Source organism: Clostridium sp. YIM B02555, assembly GCF_022320955.1.
GTDB lineage: Bacteria > Bacillota > Clostridia > Clostridiales > Clostridiaceae > Clostridium > Clostridium saccharoperbutylacetonicum.
This window is the reverse complement of the sequence record NZ_JAKJJY010000018.1, coordinates 40162-53424: the sequence shown is the minus strand read 5'-3', so window position 1 is coordinate 53424 and position 13263 is coordinate 40162. Positions and strand designations below refer to the sequence as shown.

Here is a 13263-nt window from a genome sequence, read left to right as displayed (position 1 = left end):
AAATAATTCACAGAAAATATGGATTAGTTCTATTTTTTGTGGATTATTTTTATTGTTATGTGGATAATATTTAGTGGATATTGAGAATTGTATTAAATATATAGAAGGGGTGTTGAAAGATGATTCTAAATAAAGAATTTTATAAGCAAGGAGCATTAATTTTAGCGAAAGAATTATTAGGAAAAGTCGTTGTAAGGACTGTTGATAATCTTACCTTAAAAGCAAAGATTGTTGAAACAGAAGCTTATGTAGGAGAAATAGATAAAGCATCACACGCCTATAATGGTAGACGGACAGATAGAACAGAACCTTTATTTAGAGAAGGCGGAATAGCATATGTTTACTTTATTTATGGTAAATACTATTGTTTTAATGTTATAAGTGGAATTGAAGATAAAGGTGAAGGAGTTTTAGTCAGAGCTTTAGAACCACTAAATGAATTTGATTATCTTGCAAGGAAAAGATTTGGAAAAAGTTTTGATGAATTATCAGAAGCAAATAAAAAAGCACTTACAAATGGTCCTTCAAAATTATGTATAGCTTTTTCAATAGATAAATCAGAAAATTATAAGAAACTATATGAAGAAGGAGATTTTTATATAGAAGATAGTAATGATGAAAAATTTGATATAGTCGAAACTACTAGGATAGGTATTGATTATGCCGAAGAAGCTATAGATTTTCCATGGAGATTTTATATAGAGGACAATAAATATATATCTAAGAAATAATTAATAATAAAGTTATAGACTTATAATGATAAATTTAATAATAAAAAATTCAAATGATAACATATAAATGCAATAAAAAATAATACATTATCATTTGATTTTTTATTTATTACTTCTATTTCTGAAAGTAAAGAATTTCATTAATATAAAAGTAACTGGTACACCTATGATTGCTGCTAACATATAAGCAAAAAGCTTATGCAATCCAATAGTAGTACAAATTATTACAACAATATACTGAATGAAAAAATTAGGCATAGATGATATTGTAAACTTAGTTAATTTTTCAAGGCTAAGTTTTTCTTTAAAGGTTATAAAGCTATTTAATATATAGGATATTAATAAACCAGAAATATAACCTGGTATAAAAGCAATATTAGCACTTAAAAAGCTGGAAAATATATAGGAAAAAACAGTTCCATTAAAAGTATTTACTATTCCTATTAATACGAAAATAATAAATTGTTTGGTAAAAAAAGTATTCCTGAATTTTTTAATAAAATTATCCATAAAATAAATACCTAGTTATCCTTCTTATTAATATCAATTAGTTTATCAGAAATAATAAAGCGAGGCCTTTGTTTAGTTTCATTGTATATCTTACCAATATATTCACCTATAACACCAAGAGATAAAAGTTGTATGCCACCAAGCATCCAAATTGATAAGGTTAATGAAGTCCATCCAGTTACTGTGCTTCCAAAAAATTTAACAACTATAGAATAAATTAATGCTATAACACTAACAAAAAATATAGTAAAACCGAGCATTGTAATTATTCTTATAGGTTTTATACTTAGAGAAGTGATTCCATCTAAGGCAAAAGCTATCATTTTTTTTAGCGGATATTTAGATTCACCAGCAAATCTTTCATGACGTTCATATTCAACAATTGAATATCTATATCCTATTAAAGGAATCATTCCTCGAAGAAACAAATTAACTTCTTTATATTGACTCAATCCTTCTAGGGCACGCTTGCTCATAAGACGATAATCAGCGTGATTAAAGATTGCATCAACACCGAGAATATTCATTAATTTGTAAAAGGCTAAGGCTGAGGTTCTTTTAAAGAAAGTATCAGTTTGGCGGGAAGATCTTACACCATAAACAATATCACTGCCATTATAGTATTGTTCCACAAACTTATCTATTACACCTACATCGTCTTGCAAATCAGCATCTAAGGATATGGTCATATCTGCATATTCTTTAGCAGTCATTAATCCTGCAAGTAGGGCATTTTGATGGCCTCTATTTCTTGATAAATTAATGCCGGAAAATATAGAGTTCTTTGAATAAAGTTGTTCAATTATATCCCAAGTTTTATCCTTTGAACCGTCATTAACAAAAAGTATTTTGCTTTCACAAGAAATAAGCTCATTTGAAATCATGGTATTAATTTTTTCTAACAATCGTTTAGAAGTTTCATGCAAAACCTGCTCTTCATTATAGCAAGGTATTACAAGATATAGTATATCTTTCATAAAGTCACCTCCAGTAGATTATTATATCAAATTTAATTCTAAAAATACCAATCTTAATGATTTATTAAGAGTTTCTTTATAAATCATATACTACTTTTGTTATAACAATTGAAGTTTCATCTATTAAATTAATTTCTTTATTAATTATATTATCATTAGAACTCTTAATAATTTTTACAATTGGACGTAACGGAAAGTTAGGCAAAGTTTCTTGAACAACGGCGACATCAGCATTGCTAAGTTCAACTAAAGTTCCTTTAGAAAATGGAATTACAATTTTACAAAAAGTATTAACCATATCATAATCAAACATTCTTCCAGCATTAGACATTAAATATTCTAAAACGTCACTTGGAAACATAGCCTTTTTATTAGGTCTACCTGAAGATAAGGTGTCATAAGCATCTGCAATGCTTACTATTTTACTTAAATTATTGATTTTATCATCAGTTAATTTATCAGGATATCCTAATCCATCAGGCCTTTCATGGTGTTGTAATACTATCATTTTGCTATGAGAACTTAAATTATAAGCATCTGAAAGGTATCTATATCCAAGAGTTGGATGCTGTTGAAGTATTAAGAGTTCCTCTAAACCTAGTTCTGAGTCCTTCATTAAAATTTCATTATGAATAAAAGTTTCTCCAACATCATGAAGCAAAGCTCCGATACAAAGATATTGAAGCTGTCTTTTCGGAAGTTTTAATGCAATACCTAGAACGAGAGATATAACAGCAACATTTACTGAATGAGAATAAAGATAATTATTCATACTTCGGATATCTACTAAAGAAAGAAGTACATTTTTATTGTTCAATATATTTTCGATTAAATTTTCAGCCATATCTTGAATGTTGTTAAAGTACTTTTCATCCTTTTTTGAAAATTTATCAGCAACAGTAATTCTATTTATGTTTGAAAAACTTTCTTTTATAGTTGAAATTGCTTCTTGTCGTAGTTCAGGTTTGATAATATCATCAATTTCTTCAGAACTATATTCATCAATTATATATATTGCTGGAATTTGTATATCTTTCATTTTAGAAATAATTGGCTGGGTTAGAACAAGACCTGATTTAGCTAATATTCTACCTTCAGAATCATATAATGTTTTTCCAATGATTGTATTGGTTTTTACACATTCAAGTGGGACTAATCTCATATTTATTCTCTCCTAAAATTTAGATTATAGTACAATATAGAACATAATTCGAAATAATATTTAAATATAATAGTAGTATAGCAATAAATTTGATGCATTTATAGTATATAAGGAAAAAAATAAAATTATAATTTATATGGTATAAAACTATAATTTATTTTATGGATAAATTTATGAATTAAATTAAAAAAGGGAAAATAAGAATTTGAGAAGATTGCAAGAGGAATTTTAAATAAATAGTATATAAATTTTGTATAAATATTCTGATTTTTTATACTAATGTATGATAAATTTGTTTCTTGGAATTTAAATTGTGATATAATATTATAGATAAAAATAAAATATCACAAGGGGGCTTTTTTAATGTCAAGAGTTTATAATTTTTCAGCGGGACCTGCTGTATTACCAGAGGAGGTTCTCAAAGAAGCGGCAGAAGAAATGTTGGATTATCAAGGAACTGGAATGTCAGTTATGGAAATGAGTCATCGTTCAAAGGCGTTTGAAGGCATTATTACAGATGCTGAAAAAACACTGCGAGAACTTATGGGGATTCCGGATAATTACAAGGTATTATTCCTTCAAGGTGGGGCATCACAGCAATTTGCAATGATTCCAATGAATTTAATGAAAAATAAAGTTGTGGATCATATTATTACTGGGCAATGGGCAAAGAAAGCAGCAACAGAAGCGAAAATATTTGGGAAAGTTAATATTTTAGCTTCATCAGAAGACAAAACCTACACATATATACCAGATCTAAAAAATTTAAAAGTATCTGATGATGCAGATTATGTGTATATATGTCACAACAATACAATATATGGAACTAAGTATAATGAGCTACCTGAAGTTGGGGATAAACTGTTAGTAGCAGATATGTCATCAGATTTCTTATCAGAACCGGTTGATGTATCAAAATATGGATTGATTTTTGCAGGTGCACAAAAAAATGTTGGACCAGCAGGAGTTGTTGTTGTAATAGTTCGTGAAGACCTAATTACAGATGATGTACTACCAGGAACTCCTACTATGTTAAAATACAAGGTTCATGCAGATAATAATTCATTGTATAATACACCACCAGCATATGGAATATACATATGTGGAAAGGTCTTTAAGTGGCTTAAAGATAAAGGTGGACTAGAAGCCATGAAAAAGATAAATGAAGAAAAAGCAGCTATACTATATAATTATTTAGATTCAAGCAGTATGTTTAAGGGAACTGTTGTGAAGAAGGATCGTTCTTTAATGAATGTGCCATTTGTAACGGGTTCAGATGAACTAGATGCTAAATTTGTAAAGGAAGCAAAGGCAAAAGGATTTGAAAATATAAAGGGACACAGAACTGTAGGCGGTATGAGAGCAAGTATATATAATGCTATGCCAATAGAAGGTGTTAAGGCTTTAGTTGAATTTATGAAGAAATTTGAAGAAGAAAATAAATAGATAATAACAATTAGAGAATCATATTTTTGATTCTCTAATTAATTTTGAAATAGATAATTCTAGAATACATCTAAAATTTACATAAAAGTTATAGAATTCAAATCATAGAAAAAAGTGAATTTTCATAGTTTGAATTTATGTTTAAAGAAAGTGATAAGAAATCGTATCAAATTAAGTAAAAAATTATCCTACATTTTTATTTTCTCCTCCATTCTGACAAGTATATGACTCCGCATGGGGGGTTACGGTAGATTCCGTTTCAGTAGCTTTAAATTCCATTATTCCCTCAATCTTAATTTTATCGTGGTCTGTCAATTTTCTATAAAGTCTGACTATATTAATTTCATCTTCAGTAAGGGAACCTAATGAAGAAATATCCTTACTGATTTCAGTACTGATTGAATTTTTACTACTTATGTTATAAGTATCATTAATAAACATGTCTCCAGTGCCATTAATTAGCCAGTTTTGTGAAACTTTATATATATTTTCTATGTTAACTAATGCCTTGCTAGATGGTTTATAGCGACCTTTAATCCAATCTGTAATATTACCAGGAGAATAACTTATTGATTCAGCAAATTGTTTTTTTGTAAGTTTATAATGTTTTAATATTAAATCCAATCTATCACCAATATTGGTATCCATTTCAAACAAACCTCCTAAATTTTACTGAAATAAGTAAAAAAATACTTTACAAGTACTGATTTCAGTAATATAATTAGTACGTGATAAGAAAACACTTCAAAAATATTTTATCATAAATGATTATTAATAAAACTAATATATTTCATTTCTTGAATTTAACTAATGAAAAAGGTATCCTACCACTTACCCAGAATATTGACAAATGAATTAATTTGTGATTTTTTAAGGAGTTGATTCAAATGAAAAATGACATTTCTGATTTTGGAAAGGAAATTAAAATTAGGCTTATTCAATTGAATATGACACAAAGAGCATTAGCTAAAAAGATTGGTGTTAGTGAAAATTATTTAACAGATATAGTTAATGGAAGACGTTCTGGGATAAAGTATAGAGCAGCTATTACTTCAGTTCTTTATAAAGAAAATATTGAAGATAGAATAAGAATAGTTTAATTATTATATAAAGTACACTAGATAAAATGCAATCTCAAATTGCTGTAAATAAATATAAAAGATATAATTAATATCCCACAAGTAAGAGTAGGTACTATATATAACAATGAGGTATACCATTTTGAATGATTAGATAAATAACTTCATTAGGTAGTGTTTAAACCATCAGTTATTTAATTGCTGGTTTTTTTATGGGTAAAAATATTTATGAAATTATATACTGAAAATATGAAATCAGAGAAGGGGACATATTATGAAGTGGTTTGGAAGTTTGAAAACAATGCAGAAATTAATATCTGGATTTATTTTTGTTGCATTATTTATTGCATTAACTGGAATTAATGGAGTTTTTAACTGATAGTATTTTGAATTGATTTTTTAAAATAGAAAAGAAGGTTGAAAGTGATGAAGAAAAATGAGAAAAATATATTGGTAGTTGATGATATGACAAGTATTAGGAAATTCATTAGAGGAACTTTAGAGGATTATAATTATAATGTATTTGAAGCTAGCAATGGAGAAGAGGGAATCAAGGTATTTGAAAAATATGGAGATATTGATTTGATAATTACAGATATATATATGCCAATAAAAAGTGGATTAGAACTTGTAGTTGATTTGAGAGAGAAGTACAAAGATTTGAAAACTATTGTTCTTTCGGATGGTGGTAAAAATAATTTTTCTAATGAACTTGGGGTTGTTGAAGCTCTAGGAGCAACATATTTTATAAAGAAAGATTTTATAAAAGATAAATTGATAGGATTAGTAAAAGATATACTGAATGAGTAAACTATATTTACTGTTTGGTAAAAAAATCTATAAAAAGAAGGAATTATAAATATAGTATCGAATTATACATTTTATAAAGGAATATATAATTTTATTAAATATTTTAAGGAAGGGAAGTTATAATATGTTGAGACTTACCTGGATGGAATTTTTTTTGAGAACTCTTCCGGAAGTATTCGTTATGGTATGGGGCATACATGTGATTTCTAGAGAATCTATAGATAAATTTAAGTATATACTTTCTAGTATAATATTAGCTATATTAACTTTTCTTGTAAGATGGCTTCCTATATATTTTGGTGTACATATGATAATTAATATGATTCTGATTATAAGTATTATGGTTATTATTAATATACCAATAATAAAATCAATATATAGTACTTTATTAGCATTTTTTATACTTGCGCTAGGTGAATTTTTAAATATGGTACTATTAGACTTATTAGACATAAATATAAACATTGAATCCTTAAATATTTATAATAAATGTTTATATTGGTATCCATCTTTAATATTTTTCTTATTATTTATAATATTAATGAATTATTTATTTAAAATGAGAGAAAAAATAAAAAAGGTATCTAAATTGAAGGATGATAATTTAAATAGAGAGTAATGAGAGATTATTTTTAAGTATAAAAAATAAAACAATAAGTAATTACAATAATCCTATATATTGAGAACATAATATATAGGATTATTTTCATAGATTAACTAATTTTTTTTAATAAAACATGGTTGAAATAAGATATATTTATATATTCATCTATATTTGAAACCTTCATTTCAATATCAAACATTTTTTCTTCCCAATCTTGCTGATTCTTTAATTCATGATTTTGTTGTAAAGCCCAAAAGGTTTTAATTCCAAGTACTTTTTCAATAGTAATATTCATATCTTTTACTAAATCTATAATATCATTTATATTGTAATAATTTACTTCACCAAATGGTGGAATATTAATAGTTCCGCCATTAAGTAAATAGATTGCCTCATCTACGTTATTTTCATAAACAACCTTCTCCATAATCTTTCCTAGAGGATTATGTTTTACAATTGATATAATTCCATTGGGTTTAAGAATTCGATAAAATTCTTGAAATATATCTTTTCGTTCCTTTATATATTCTAAAACATTATGACATAATACAACATCAAATGAATTAGCTTCTAGTTTTTTTAATTGATCTATTTCACCAACAATTTGTTTATAATTATTTTTGCAGAATCTTTTTTCTACTGTCTCAACATCCGGCTCTATTGCGAGGACATCATTATTTTTTGCAAAATGACTTGCTGTGATTCCAAATCCGCTTCCATAGTCAAGGACTTTTAAATTGTTTATATGAGACAGTTGTTCCCAAACTACTCGATAGAAAAGTATACTCCATTTGCTATTTAGATTCTCTAAATATGTATTTAAATCATCAATCATTATGTTCCTCCTTTTATAGGATTACTTATATATATATCAAATTATACTTTTATTATAACATTATGTTACACAAATTGATATTTTTGGAGTAAATTTTATTAATTTTATATTTATTTTTTGTTTTTTGAAAAATAAAAAGGAAAAATATAACCAATGTAGAATTATACAAATATATAATTAAATAGAGAATATATACAAATTTTTTAAATTTTTTTTGATAACATTGTAGATAATAAAAAATCATAATGGGTAATTAATAAAGAATGAAGAAAGGAATAAAATATGTCTCTAGCTGAAAAAATAGCAATTAGAATTGGAAATAATGCAAAATTATTTTTGAAGGTTGATGAAGATCAAGAACAAGTAATTGTATATGGAGCAATAAATTTATTTCAAGTCATATTTGCTTTCCTATGGGTTATAATTGCTGGAGTGTTTTTTGGTGTTCTTTATGAGGCCTTAGTATTTACCGCTACAGTTGGTATTTTAAGAAAATATTCAGGAGGTGCACATGCTTCTTCGTCAAGTCGGTGTATTATAATAGGAACAATTTTGGCGGTGTTAGCTGGAATAATTATTAATAATGTATTATATATTGCTAATAATTATATAGTATTGTTAATAAGTGTAGCTTTTATGATTTTTTCATTTATGATAGTGGCAAAAAATGCACCAGTTGATAGCATTAAGAAACCTATTAACAATATCGAAATGAGAAAGCAATTTAGAAAGAAATCTATCACTGTACTATCTATTTATTCAATTATAATAATAATTTTATTTATATTAAATAAAAAATATTTGGAATTACATTACATAAAGTTGATGGAGATTATTAGTCTTGGTGTTTTATGGCAGACTATTACGCTTACTAAAAATGGAATAAGATTTTTAAACAAAGTTGACTTTGTTTTAAAATACATTACAGATAGAAAGGGGTGAATGATATGAAAAATTCCATTAATAAAGTAATTGTTACAATTGCAGCTAATATTTGTACAAAAATGGCATTATCAACTTCAGCATCAGCTTGCTCTATAAGTACATTCCAACCAGAAGAACCAAAGTGTTTAAGAAAATAGTAAGTAATAAAATTTAGTTGGAACAATGTTTAAAATAAAAATTGTTGATTTAATTATCAACAATTTTTATTTTAAATTTATGCATTTTTACCTATGATATTAGGGGGGAACAGTATGAAAGCTTTTATAGATAAAGATGAAAATAATTTAGCTATAATGTTATCAATTATTAAAATTGCAATAATAGCATTTATTAGCATAATCATATATATAAATTTGCCTAAGTATTGGGGTGATTTGAATATAAAAGATAATGGCCAATACAATTTATATACTATGGGATTTCTTTTATGTATTACTGGACTGTGCTATTTTTTGTGGTTGATAATTAGCCGTAAAATGTTACAATCGTCAAATGTATTTAAGGTTTCATGGTTATTGGAAAATATTTTCTTTATAGCGATAATTTCTTTACCTATGTATTTATCTACGGTATATGAAAGCGAAAATAAATATTTATTTCTATTATTAATAATATCATCTGTCATTCAATATGGTTCACGTTATGGAATTATAACGTCACTTTTTTCTTCTATATTTATACTGGGGACAGATTTATTATATGCTCCGATAAAAGATGGAATAAATTTATACTTGCAAAAGGATTTAACAATGGTGGGAGTATTTATTTTTGTTGCGTGGATTCTTGGATATTATGTTGATATGGAAGTATCAAATAATAAAAAAAAGGATAGAACGCTTGAAATATTAAGTTCAGAGTTGAAGGAAAAAAATAAGGAAAGACTAGACATAGAATCATTATTACTGAAAAATAAAACTTGTTATGATATGTTATTTGAAAATTCCTCGAATGCTATCATTGTGCATGAAAATGGAGTAATTATATATGCAAATGAAAGTTCAGCTAAGTTATTAGGATATGAAAATCCGATTGAATTAAATGGTAAGGATTTTTATAAACACTATCCTCAAAATATAAAATTAAATGTTGAGGAAAGGTATTTAAATATCATAAGCAATGAAGATTTAAAAGTTATGGAAGAAGAAAACATACTCAATTGCAATGGTGGTCTTATACCAGTGAGAAATACTTCAGCTTTCTTTACATACAAAGGAAAATCTTCAATACTAACACTTTTACTAGATATAACTTCAGAAAAAAAATTGGAAACCTTAGAAGAGGATGTGGAAAAAAGTTTAAAATTACTTAATGAAACTAGAGAATTTAACAACCTCATAACCGATTTTTTTACTAACATGTCTCACGAACTTAAAACACCTGTTAATGTTATTTTTGCTGCAATTCAAACTATATATGTGTACTTAGATGATTGCAAATTAGATAATATAGATAAATGTAAATCTTATTTAAAAACAATGAAACAAAATTGTTTAAGAATGATTAAGTTAATAAATAATCTTTTAGATATAACAAAATTAGATTCAGGATTTATTAAAATTAATAAAAGAAATGGCAATATTGTAAGCGTTATTGAAGATATTGTTCAATCAATAGCGTCATATGTAAAAAGTAAGGATATAGAACTTATATTTGATACTGATACGGAAGAAAAAATTATGGGGTTTGATCATGATATGATGGAACGGATATTATTGAATTTAATATCGAATGCCCTTAAATATAGTAATCCTAATGGACATATATATGTTAGTTTGGTAGATGAACAATCAAGTCTTGTTATAAAAGTTAAAGATGAAGGTAAAGGAATTCCACCGAATAAGCTTGATGTTATATTTGAACGATTTGGACAAGTTAATAATTCACTATCTAGGCAATGTGAAGGAACTGGGATAGGATTATATCTTGTGAAATCATTCATTGAGATCCATGGTGGGAAAATAACTGTTACAAGTACTGAAGGAGAAGGTAGCGAATTTATTATAGTATTGCCAGCAAAATTAGTTGAAAATGAGAGCTATGAAGATAAGGCTTTTTTTGAGACTCACGTAGAGAGAATTGAAATAGAATTTTCGGATATATATTCAATATAGACATAATATAGATATCCAAAGCGAGAATTAGAATTATGCAACAATTATCGAAATCAGATACATTTATCTTCCACAGGACTAGTGGAATTTTCGCTAGAAGGTTCTAAATGGGGCTTGTCGTCATTTCAGCGTGTTCCAGATGTAAAATCTGGACAAGCTATAAATGAAACAAGCCCCCATTAAGAACCTTCATCAGCTTAATTTCACATGCCTGCTTCCAGAAAAATGTATCTAATTTCTAGTGTAGTGTTATGACTATAATTTCTCAATGATGCATGTATACTCCACTTATAAGTTTGATTCTTAAATTGGATATCTATAAGAGCTTCAAAAAATATAAGATAGATAAAATAATAAAGCCTTTGGCTAGGAATCTTTTAAGTCATGGATTAATAGAAATAACAGCTGATATTTACACTCACGTTATTGATAGTGAAAAAATATCAGCTGTGAAAAAACTTACTAATTTATTTAAATAATAACTAAAATTCAAATATTACTAATCATTATTCAAATCTTAAAATCAAGTAAATAAGCTATTTCTATTCTAAATAATATTAAAATTCTGATGTTCCAGGAGTTCTTGGGAATGGTATTACGTCTCTAATGTTTGTCATACCTGTTATATACATAATTAATCTTTCAAAACCTAAACCAAAACCTGCATGTTTAGTTTCTCCATATTTTCTTAATTCTAAATACCACCAGTAATCTTCTTCTTTAAGACCTAATTCACTCATTCTATCTTTTAAGACATCTAATCTTTCTTCTCTTTGGCTACCACCTATAATTTCACCAATTCCTGGTACTAAAAGGTCTGTAGCGGCAACTGTTTTTCCATCTTCATTAAGTCTCATATAGAAGGCCTTAATGTCTTTAGGATAATCTGTTACAAAAAGAGGTTTCTTAAAATGTTCTTCTGTAAGATATCTTTCATGTTCAGTTTGTAAATCAATACCCCAAGATACAGGATAGCTAAATTCTTTTCCGCATTTTTCTAGAATTTCAACAGCTTCAGTATATGTTACTCTGGCAAAATCTGATGAAACTACGTGATTTAATCTTTCTAACAACTCTTTATCAACAAATTGATTAAAGAATTGTAATTCTTCAGGACATTCATCCATAACATATTTAATTACATATTTAAGCATATTTTCAGCTAGTTCCATATCATCTTGTAGATCTGCAAAAGCTATTTCAGGTTCGATCATCCAAAATTCAGCAGCATGTCTTGTAGTATTAGAATTTTCAGCTCTGAATGTTGGTCCAAAGGTATATATATTTCTAAAAGCTAAGGCAAAGCATTCTGCATTTAATTGCCCTGATACTGTAAGATTAGTTTCTTTACCAAAGAAATCTTTTGTAAAGTCTACAGTTCCATTATCATTTAATTCTGGAGTTTTAGGATCAAGAGTAGTTACTCTAAACATTTCTCCAGCACCTTCACAGTCACTACCAGTTATTATTGGTGTATGTGTATATACGAAATCTTGATCTTGAAAGAACTTGTGTATTGCATAAGCTGCAACGGAACGTACTCTGAAAGTTGCTGAAAATGCATTACTTCTAGGTCTTAAATGAGCTATTGTTCTCAAATATTCAAAAGTATGTCTTTTCTTTTGAAGAGGATAATCTGAATTTGACATTCCTTCAATAACAATTTCTTGTGCTTGAATTTCAAAAGGCTGTTTCGCATCAGGTGTAGCAACTAATGTACCAACAACTGTAATTGAAGAACTTATAGGTAATTTTGATATTTCTTTAAAATTGTTTAATTTATCATCAAAAACTATTTGGATAGTTTTAAAGAAAGAACCATCATTAACTTCTATAAATCCAAATGCATTAGAAGCTCTTAAAGTTCTTATCCATCCTGATATAGTTACTTGTTGTGATAAAAAATCATTAGTATTTCTATAAATACTTTTAATTAGTGTTGATTTTGCCATATTACATGACCTCCATTTATATAATTAACTTTGAGATTAAAATAAATGTTATATTAATAAATATTTTCATTAAGCTAAAATACTATTAAATAGCCTATTGT

At 26.9% G+C, this 13263-nt stretch carries 15 protein-coding genes; 9 read left to right on the top strand and 6 right to left on the bottom strand.

Features of this window, described 5'->3' with window-relative positions; all coding sequences use genetic code 11:
• Positions 1-119: 119 nt before the first annotated feature.
• Positions 120-731, top strand: coding sequence for a DNA-3-methyladenine glycosylase (locus L3B98_RS20800; RefSeq protein ID WP_238918096.1), 612 nt, complete (start codon positions 120-122; stop codon positions 729-731).
• Between the two features lie 102 nt (positions 732-833).
• Here L3B98_RS20800 and L3B98_RS20795 read toward each other — a convergent pair whose 3' ends face one another.
• From L3B98_RS20795 to L3B98_RS20785, 3 genes are all read right to left on the bottom strand, one after another.
• Positions 834-1241 (bottom strand): GtrA family protein, encoded by a 408-nt coding sequence (locus L3B98_RS20795; protein WP_238918095.1) that lies wholly within the window; start codon positions 1239-1241, stop codon positions 834-836.
• An 11-nt stretch (positions 1242-1252) separates the two neighbouring features.
• Positions 1253-2218 (bottom strand): glycosyltransferase family 2 protein, encoded by a 966-nt coding sequence (locus L3B98_RS20790; protein ID WP_238918094.1) that lies wholly within the window; start codon positions 2216-2218, stop codon positions 1253-1255.
• Positions 2219-2294: 76 nt separating this feature from the next.
• A complete protein-coding gene (locus L3B98_RS20785) occupies positions 2295-3380 on the bottom strand; it encodes an HD-GYP domain-containing protein (protein WP_015390259.1) in 1086 nt (361 codons plus the stop codon).
• 363 nt (positions 3381-3743) lie between these two features.
• Here L3B98_RS20785 and serC point away from each other — a divergent pair, with 363 nt between their 5' ends.
• Positions 3744-4826, top strand: a complete 1083-nt coding sequence (gene serC / locus L3B98_RS20780; protein ID WP_238918093.1) for a 3-phosphoserine/phosphohydroxythreonine transaminase — start codon at positions 3744-3746, stop codon at positions 4824-4826.
• 183 nt (positions 4827-5009) lie between these two features.
• On the opposite strand, the gene L3B98_RS20775 is transcribed toward serC, so the two are convergent.
• On the bottom strand, positions 5010-5474 hold the full coding sequence (locus L3B98_RS20775; protein ID WP_238918092.1) for a helix-turn-helix transcriptional regulator: 465 nt from the start codon (positions 5472-5474) through the stop codon (positions 5010-5012).
• A 239-nt stretch (positions 5475-5713) separates the two neighbouring features.
• Between L3B98_RS20775 and L3B98_RS20770 the strand changes: the two genes are divergently transcribed.
• From L3B98_RS20770 to L3B98_RS20760, 3 genes are all read left to right on the top strand, one after another.
• Positions 5714-5926, top strand: a complete 213-nt coding sequence (locus tag L3B98_RS20770) for a helix-turn-helix domain-containing protein (protein ID WP_015390262.1) — start codon at positions 5714-5716, stop codon at positions 5924-5926.
• 405 nt (positions 5927-6331) lie between these two features.
• On the top strand, positions 6332-6715 hold the full coding sequence (locus L3B98_RS20765) for a response regulator (RefSeq protein ID WP_238918091.1): 384 nt from the start codon (positions 6332-6334) through the stop codon (positions 6713-6715).
• A 124-nt stretch (positions 6716-6839) separates the two neighbouring features.
• Positions 6840-7334, top strand: coding sequence for a hypothetical protein (locus L3B98_RS20760; RefSeq protein ID WP_238918090.1), 495 nt, complete (start codon positions 6840-6842; stop codon positions 7332-7334).
• A 94-nt stretch (positions 7335-7428) separates the two neighbouring features.
• Here L3B98_RS20760 and L3B98_RS20755 read toward each other — a convergent pair whose 3' ends face one another.
• Positions 7429-8154 (bottom strand): class I SAM-dependent methyltransferase, encoded by a 726-nt coding sequence (locus tag L3B98_RS20755; RefSeq protein WP_238918089.1) that lies wholly within the window; start codon positions 8152-8154, stop codon positions 7429-7431.
• Positions 8155-8436: 282 nt separating this feature from the next.
• Here L3B98_RS20755 and L3B98_RS20750 point away from each other — a divergent pair, with 282 nt between their 5' ends.
• The 4 genes from L3B98_RS20750 (at position 8437) to L3B98_RS20735 (ending at position 11689) form a co-directional block, all read left to right on the top strand.
• Positions 8437-9096, top strand: a complete 660-nt coding sequence (locus L3B98_RS20750; RefSeq protein WP_238918088.1) for an accessory gene regulator B family protein — start codon at positions 8437-8439, stop codon at positions 9094-9096.
• Between the two features lie 5 nt (positions 9097-9101).
• The gene (locus L3B98_RS20745; RefSeq protein ID WP_015390268.1) at positions 9102-9236 is read left to right on the top strand and encodes a cyclic lactone autoinducer peptide; all 135 of its coding nucleotides are present in this window, start codon (positions 9102-9104) and stop codon (positions 9234-9236) included.
• A gap of 114 nt (positions 9237-9350) precedes the next feature.
• Positions 9351-11210, top strand: coding sequence for a PAS domain-containing sensor histidine kinase (locus tag L3B98_RS20740; protein ID WP_015390269.1), 1860 nt, complete (start codon positions 9351-9353; stop codon positions 11208-11210).
• Positions 11211-11485: 275 nt separating this feature from the next.
• Complete coding sequence (locus L3B98_RS20735) at positions 11486-11689, top strand: hypothetical protein (RefSeq protein WP_238918087.1); 204 nt, start codon at positions 11486-11488, stop codon at positions 11687-11689.
• Between the two features lie 78 nt (positions 11690-11767).
• Here the strand turns inward: L3B98_RS20735 and asnS are convergent, their stop codons facing one another.
• The gene (asnS, locus tag L3B98_RS20730) at positions 11768-13162 is read right to left on the bottom strand and encodes an asparagine--tRNA ligase (protein ID WP_077359744.1); all 1395 of its coding nucleotides are present in this window, start codon (positions 13160-13162) and stop codon (positions 11768-11770) included.
• Between the last annotated feature and the right edge of the window lie 101 nt (positions 13163-13263).

What these genes read in the sequence shown, in the direction of transcription:
- L3B98_RS20775 (WP_238918092.1), bottom strand. Translation starts at nt 5,474, where the DNA reads ATGGATACCAATATTGGTGATAGATTGGATTTAATATTAAAACATTAT.
- L3B98_RS20765 (WP_238918091.1), top strand. Translation starts at nt 6,332, where the DNA reads ATGAAGAAAAATGAGAAAAATATATTGGTAGTTGATGATATGACAAGT.
- L3B98_RS20800 (WP_238918096.1), top strand. Translation starts at nt 120, where the DNA reads ATGATTCTAAATAAAGAATTTTATAAGCAAGGAGCATTAATTTTAGCG.
- L3B98_RS20755 (WP_238918089.1), bottom strand. Translation starts at nt 8,154, where the DNA reads ATGATTGATGATTTAAATACATATTTAGAGAATCTAAATAGCAAATGG.
- L3B98_RS20740 (WP_015390269.1), top strand. Translation starts at nt 9,351, where the DNA reads ATGAAAGCTTTTATAGATAAAGATGAAAATAATTTAGCTATAATGTTA.
- serC (WP_238918093.1), top strand. Translation starts at nt 3,744, where the DNA reads ATGTCAAGAGTTTATAATTTTTCAGCGGGACCTGCTGTATTACCAGAG.
- L3B98_RS20785 (WP_015390259.1), bottom strand. Translation starts at nt 3,380, where the DNA reads ATGAGATTAGTCCCACTTGAATGTGTAAAAACCAATACAATCATTGGA.
- L3B98_RS20795 (WP_238918095.1), bottom strand. Translation starts at nt 1,241, where the DNA reads ATGGATAATTTTATTAAAAAATTCAGGAATACTTTTTTTACCAAACAA.
- L3B98_RS20745 (WP_015390268.1), top strand. Translation starts at nt 9,102, where the DNA reads ATGAAAAATTCCATTAATAAAGTAATTGTTACAATTGCAGCTAATATT.
- L3B98_RS20735 (WP_238918087.1), top strand. Translation starts at nt 11,486, where the DNA reads ATGTATACTCCACTTATAAGTTTGATTCTTAAATTGGATATCTATAAG.
- L3B98_RS20750 (WP_238918088.1), top strand. Translation starts at nt 8,437, where the DNA reads ATGTCTCTAGCTGAAAAAATAGCAATTAGAATTGGAAATAATGCAAAA.
- L3B98_RS20770 (WP_015390262.1), top strand. Translation starts at nt 5,714, where the DNA reads ATGAAAAATGACATTTCTGATTTTGGAAAGGAAATTAAAATTAGGCTT.
- asnS (WP_077359744.1), bottom strand. Translation starts at nt 13,162, where the DNA reads ATGGCAAAATCAACACTAATTAAAAGTATTTATAGAAATACTAATGAT.
- L3B98_RS20790 (WP_238918094.1), bottom strand. Translation starts at nt 2,218, where the DNA reads ATGAAAGATATACTATATCTTGTAATACCTTGCTATAATGAAGAGCAG.
- L3B98_RS20760 (WP_238918090.1), top strand. Translation starts at nt 6,840, where the DNA reads ATGTTGAGACTTACCTGGATGGAATTTTTTTTGAGAACTCTTCCGGAA.